The sequence below is a fragment of the Colwellia ponticola genome (assembly GCF_005885605.1).
Lineage (GTDB): Bacteria > Pseudomonadota > Gammaproteobacteria > Enterobacterales > Alteromonadaceae > Colwellia > Colwellia ponticola.
This window is the reverse complement of sequence record NZ_SZVP01000024.1, coordinates 1-6,220: the sequence shown is the minus strand read 5'-3', so window position 1 is coordinate 6,220 and position 6,220 is coordinate 1. Positions and strand designations below refer to the sequence as shown.

The following is a 6,220-nucleotide window of genomic DNA, read 5'->3' as shown; positions in this document are numbered from 1 at the left end:
AACTTCAATTGCTCAAGTTATCGGGTATAAAGCAAGCACTCAAGCAACAACTTGAGCAGCCAAACTTATATCAAGAGCAAAGCTTTATAGAGCGTATTAGTTTATTGCTTACACATGAAATTGATACACGTAATGAAAGAAAAATCGATCGACTTGTGCGACAAGCTAAATTCAGATTACCGGGCCAATTAAATCAACTTATTTACGCACCGAAGCGTAATCTAGATAAAGCGCAAATACGTAGTCTCAGCCAAAGTACCTGGCTGAGTTTACATCAGAATATATTAATCACAGGCGCTACAGGCTGTGGTAAAACTTACCTCGCTTGTGCCTTAGGGCATGAGCATTGTTTACAAGGTAAAAGTGTTTTTTATATTCGCTTAAAAGAGTTACTTGAAAGTCTATTTCTAGCACAGGCCGATGGCAGTTATCGAAAATTACTGGGTAAACTCATTAAGTACGATTTACTTATTTTAGATGATTGGGGGCTTGAGCCACTTAGTGCTCAACAGCGAAGTGACTTACTTGAATTAATTGACGCTAGATATGGATATAAGTCACACATCATCATTAGTCAATTGCCGCAGGAAAACTGGCATGAAATGATCGGAGAATCAACGCACGCTGATGCTATTTTAGATAGGCTTATTCATGGTGCAATTAAGTTGAACTTAAAAGGAGAATCAATACGAAAACAGTTAAATAAATTGACTGATGATGATCAGTTAAGTTAGTTTAAGAATGGCTCTACAAAATGGTAAATCAAGTGATCAAAGCTGATGAGAATCGGTGATCAAAGTCATGAGAATACGCAGTTTAATTCGTATTCATTTCTTTCGAAAGAGCTTCTGGCAAACAACTCGGTTAAGTTTTTAGTTTGGTTTAATATTGAGCTTCTAGATGTCAAAATAAACCTTTTATCACTGTCGCTTTTTATAGCTTTAAAAAATTTAACAATACTTGAACTTTCTTTTCTTTGAATTGAGTCAAGGTAATTACTGCCCAAAAAGTCATCAAAATAGAAAACTTGTTTTTTACCTTTTTGATAAGACTGAAAACCTTCCTTTATATCTTCCTCTATTTCAACAAATTCGAAGTTATTACCTACTAGTTCTAAGCAAATATGTTGTGCTAGTGTTGTTTTACCAACCCCAGGTTGACCACTAACAACTAAACAGTGCGTATTATCTAAAACTTCCATCGCCTTAATGTGGTTTTTGGTTTTTACGTAGAACTTACTAAAAGACTGAATTTCATCTAATGTAAAATTACTATGATTGAAAGTGGCATTATTCAGCAGTTTATCTAGAACAGAAGAGCTTGTTAGCCATAGTTTATAATGTTTTTTTATTAAATCTGGGTTTAGTTCTAGTTGGTCATTTAGGTTTTCTTGGCCATAAATATCTTTCTCTTTTAAATAGGGAAAAAAAGCATCTGTTAGTTTCGATTTTTGTAATCGACTAAGAGGAAGAGAGCATATAAATATGTAGCGTTTAGGGGCTAGTTTTTCTACTTTTGGAAATTCAGTATTTTTGCAGCTGTACAGCATTTTACTAAAGCCTGAACAAAGGTAGTGTTTTACTTGGATTACTACCTCTCCATCACTACCAAAGAATCTACCATCCACCCCTTGATCTTTTCCAGGCTTAAAACGGTCTACTTTTACGGACTCAACTCTGGAAACGATGTCAGTTGACAAAATTTCGAAATCTTTATCATTTAGGGTTTCAAATGTGAAGTTTGACATGATTTATACGATGCTGTGCTATCAAAGATTGCTTTGATAGTAAGGTATATTTTGCTTCAGCTCTATATAAATACGCTTTATTATTGATTTAAATGATATTTTTGTTGGTTTTGATGGGGTTTTTATTAATTTTTTAGCATTAATTTGGTATAAAAAGATATGAATTAGAAAAGTATTTTTCAAGGGATGAAGCGTGGCTGATAAACGTAATGCAACAGCAAGTTGGAGTGGCTATTTACATCAAGGACAAGCAGGGATTTTGGTTGCTCTAAAAGAAATGAATAGACTTATAGTTGCTAATGAAATGTTCGATGATTGGAGTGTTGTATTTGAGAATGCTGAAGATTTTGATATCCAAAATGGCATGGGGGTCTTTTCAAGGCATCAAGTTAAAGCTTATAAAGATGCAAAGTACCCTAACGCCGTTAAAGATGTTTTAGGAACTCAGCTGTATATTGATAATAAGCTAATAACTAAAGGCTTCCAATTCAGAAAATTAGAGGGTGGAGTTTTAACTGAAGTAGAAGTGAATGAAGACTCTAGATATCTACATGTTATTACAGAAATTAAAGGGTTTGTTTTAAATGAAGATGACTTTAAAAAAGCATACCCAGATGCAAACTGGATAAATAATATACATAAAATTAAGTTGTATGAATATTCGGCAGGTATATTCTATTGCCCACTGGTTACTGAAGGAAACTCAACTCTTGAAAATTACTGTTTAGAGGAAATTCAAAAATACCTTGTTCATATAGGGCATAGAGAAGCACAAGAGAAAGAATACAAGCGTAGAATTTATTACTGTCTCGTAAATCAACTTGATGTAGAAATAAAAAAACGTCATATCGACAAGGTCGATACTTATCCCAAGTTACTTTTTAGCGACATAGACCAACTCCTTAAAAGTAACCCTGATCAAAAGGCTTATCTAATTAGTGCTTGCAAGAAAGTCCTTGCGACTATTGTTAATGACTTTATATCTGATATCTATGAACAATCAGGTGGTCTAGATGTAACAGTTATAGAAAGAATTCAAGTCCATTCATCTGAAATTTACCATTTGGATAATGAGGGTTTTGTTCAATTTCTTAGAGACATTAATCCAAATGAGCAAGATGTGGGGGAATTTACATCAATCCATGATGTAATCGCACTAGTTAAAAAGGATAATTTTAGAACTGTTTTTTTGAATTGCTTATATCAAGTATCTGGTTCTGAATATCATTTAACAGACCGAGGCTATCAAGAAAATGGCGGTTACATTCTATCCTTAATCGTTGATGATTATTTGTCAATAAAATCATTAAAGAGAAAAATAAGTGAAAACTCTATGCTAACACAGGCATTATTTGATAAGTCTTATCTTATTAATAAAGAGATATCTGATCCTGAAAATATCACTAAAAATGATTTATCCGAATCAATAAACTGGGGTAACAATACTGATACTAGCGATAGATTTGATAAGAGTCATATGCGTTTAATTAATGTAAATGATGCTATTAATAAATTAAATTGAGTAATGGAGTTTACATGCGAAAAATTTTAGAGAAGTTACTCGTTGAAAGTGATTTCAAAGAAGTCTCAAAAGACGTTTTTAATTTGGGAACTATCGATAGTTTTATAATTTCTGAATATTCAGAGCTTGAGATAGAAGGCTTTTTTGAGTCAGAAAAAACGAAAGGTATACTAGAAAAATACAATGAAAATGCAATATTTAATCCAAGTCTTAAAAAAAATACAAGCGTATTGGCATATGTAAAAGTACAAAACCTTAACGATTCTCTTGTTCGCTTGAAAAATACAATTTTCAATATTGAAGAAGATGAATATTATTTTCGGAAGTTTATTTTTCTCTATACAGATGAAATGGTTGCTTCTATAAACCTAGCCCATAATATAAAAAGTCAATTGAATATAATTGTAGATAGCGGCGACATCGATAAATTGAGAGAAAATTATTTCTATGATTTGGTTTATTATTTTGCTTTACAATTGTTCATTAAGCTTCCTTGGTTAAGTTTAGATATAGAGAAAAGGACATTTGAATTATTAGAAGGACCTCTTGGGCGCAAGGTCTCTGAGAAAGGGTTAGATGAGTTCGATCTGGCTTTAGATAGGATTGATGATGAGTTGATGGAAGAACTAATTGAAAAAAATAGATCTAATGAATTAGTAAATGAGGACTTTCAAAATTTAATTAAGTTATTTGGGAGTGAACAATGAGGTTTTTAAAAATATATATAAAAAACTTTAAAGGCCTTACTGGAGTAAACATAGCAGATTTAGATAAAAATACGACATTGTTAACGGGTCCGAACGGCTTTGGCAAAACAACTATCTTTGATGCCATTGAGTTATGTCTAACTGGATCTATTCATAGAACAAAGGTGAAAGAAAACGTAACCAAAGATCTAAAAGATTATAAAAAACCTTTTTTTCAAAACGATGTAAAAGATGAAGTTACATTAAAGCTTTTGTTAGAAAATAAATGCGGTAAAAAATTAGTTATAGTTCGGCATCTACACAAGGAAAGTAATCAAAGGCCAAAGGTCACAGGCAAAAAAAACAAAGCGAATGAATTTGGTATTTTAAGTTTATTTACCGAAGATTCAGAGGCCTTTTCTCAAGAATCTTTTGATTTGGATAACGCAGAAGTCTTAACTCAAGCAGATATTACAAATTTTTTTGAGTTTGCTGATGAAGATATTGATATAAGTAGTATTTACCCTATTTTTAACTACTTACAACAAGAAGAAACAACTTTTTTCTTAAAGAAATCAGAACATGATAGAAAGAATTCTCTGGGCTTTCTACTTAGAACAGATACTCAAGAAAAAAAACTAAAATCTATCAGTGATAAATACAGTAAGCTCTGCGAACTGCGAGATTTTTTCAATGAAAAATTATCCTCTATCAAACTAACCTCAGTTGAAAGTGTTGAATATGAAAAGGTATTTAAAGAACAAGAAATAGATTTTGATGCCAGAGAACCATTCGTTGGTGTAAAAGAAGAATTCTTGAAGGAAAAGTTAGAAAGTTACCTTTCTAAGCTTCTAAAGGTTAGTGATTTTATCAATTATTTTTCACCGGCAGAGTTTCTGCTGAGAGAGAATAGTGAAAAAGTTAAATCTTTAATTATTAACTCTCATGAATTTAAGGAACATTATGTTTTACAAAACTTCCTACAAGATTCGAAATACCATAAGTTACAAGATTTATTTAGTGATATAAATAATGTGGAGTTAATTGAAGGTTACATCCTTCAAGACCTAATTAGTCAAGTTGATATAGCGACAAAAGTTAATAAAACAATTGAAAATATAAGTAAATTCAATGCAGCTAAAGATAAAGAGGTTCATTTAGAACAATTAGTTATCGCTTTTTTACCTGAACTACTGGATACCTATAATTCAATATTAAACACAAGGAAATCACTTACAACTAGCTTAAAAGGCCTAAACAAATCTATATATGAATTGAAAAGTACGATTCGAGAATTAGAGGGCCACTTCTCGAATATACAATCAAATGAGGATAAATGTAAGTGCCCGTATTGCGGCTCTAAATTTGATGATTTGGAAAAATTATCTAACTCAATGAAAGAAAGGCTTTTAACCTTTGACAACTTATCTACAGACAACACAAGAGAGTTAGATTTAATAAATCTACGTTTTGAAAATGAAATAAGCAAACCAATTTCTCTAAAAATAAAAGAGTTTGAGAAAAAGAACTCTAAATATGATGACCTTTTAATTCAAAAGTTAATAGTATTAGGGAAGAGCCAACAAGATTATTCTAGAATTGATACTTTGCTTGGTAAAAAAAATGATTATAAGTGGGGGGCTCTTTCCAGTATAAAAGAGTTAAATGAAAGCAGAGAAATTATTCAAAGTACTTTAAGATCATTATTTCCTATGGTTAATGATGTTTGGAGTAAAATTATTGAACTTAGAGGCAAAAGTTATCAAAAAGCTTATGATCTAATTGATACATTGCAAATACCACCTGGGAAAATGATAGAGCAGGGAAGTAGTCAATTAGAAATGACTACTCTAACAAACTACGTAGAAGATTTTTCTAGAACTGTATCAGACTACAATAGTCAAAATAGGTATGATCCTGCAAAAAGTGATGATCCTGATAATATATTTGGCAAATACTTTAATAATGATAGTGGTTTATTTACTCAGTTTGACAAAAATGTTCTTGAATCTAAGAAGGCGTACCTTAACTATATTGTCAGCTCTAGGGAGAGTGAACAATATATATTAAATAAGAGCAAGTTTGACGAGCTAACAACAATAATAAATAAGTTAGGTTCTTTGAAAGAGATATACTCTGATGAAATAAAAAATTATAAAAAAGAAATGACCTGGTCAAGTAAATTCAGTCACCCTAGTTAAGCTACTTTTTCTAACTCATTAATTTTCAATTCAAAATCATTAGGGCTTTGATACCCTAAGTAGG

5 protein-coding genes are annotated in these 6,220 nt (G+C 31.5%); 4 read left to right on the top strand and 1 reads right to left on the bottom strand.

Annotation, left to right across the window (positions count from 1 at the left end; all coding sequences use genetic code 11):
• Window positions 1-734 (top strand): IS21-like element helper ATPase IstB (gene istB / locus FCS21_RS15560; protein ID WP_371287250.1); only part of this gene is annotated, 734 nt, incomplete at its 5' end.
• Between the two features lie 65 nt (window positions 735-799).
• On the opposite strand, the gene FCS21_RS15555 is transcribed toward istB, so the two are convergent.
• Window positions 800-1,747, bottom strand: coding sequence for an ATP-binding protein (locus tag FCS21_RS15555; RefSeq protein WP_138624453.1), 948 nt, complete (start codon window positions 1,745-1,747; stop codon window positions 800-802).
• Window positions 1,748-1,940: 193 nt separating this feature from the next.
• Here FCS21_RS15555 and FCS21_RS15550 point away from each other — a divergent pair, with 193 nt between their 5' ends.
• Genes FCS21_RS15550 through FCS21_RS15540 form a run of 3 tightly spaced genes read left to right on the top strand, consistent with a single transcriptional unit; the run spans window position 1,941 to window position 6,156 of the window.
• The gene (locus tag FCS21_RS15550) at window positions 1,941-3,269 is read left to right on the top strand and encodes an ABC-three component system protein (protein WP_138624452.1); all 1,329 of its coding nucleotides are present in this window, start codon (window positions 1,941-1,943) and stop codon (window positions 3,267-3,269) included.
• A gap of 14 nt (window positions 3,270-3,283) precedes the next feature.
• Window positions 3,284-3,976, top strand: coding sequence for an ABC-three component system middle component 1 (locus FCS21_RS15545; RefSeq protein WP_054205605.1), 693 nt, complete (start codon window positions 3,284-3,286; stop codon window positions 3,974-3,976).
• A complete protein-coding gene (locus FCS21_RS15540; protein WP_138624451.1) occupies window positions 3,973-6,156 on the top strand; it encodes an AAA family ATPase in 2,184 nt (727 codons plus the stop codon). The genes FCS21_RS15545 and FCS21_RS15540 overlap by 4 nt, the downstream gene beginning before the upstream one ends.
• Window positions 6,157-6,220: the final 64 nt, after the last annotated feature.

Coding starts and splice junctions, on each gene's coding strand:
- FCS21_RS15545 (WP_054205605.1), top strand. CDS start 3,284: ATGCGAAAAATTTTAGAGAAGTTACTCGTTGAAAGTGATTTCAAAGAA.
- FCS21_RS15540 (WP_138624451.1), top strand. CDS start 3,973: ATGAGGTTTTTAAAAATATATATAAAAAACTTTAAAGGCCTTACTGGA.
- FCS21_RS15555 (WP_138624453.1), bottom strand. CDS start 1,747: ATGTCAAACTTCACATTTGAAACCCTAAATGATAAAGATTTCGAAATT.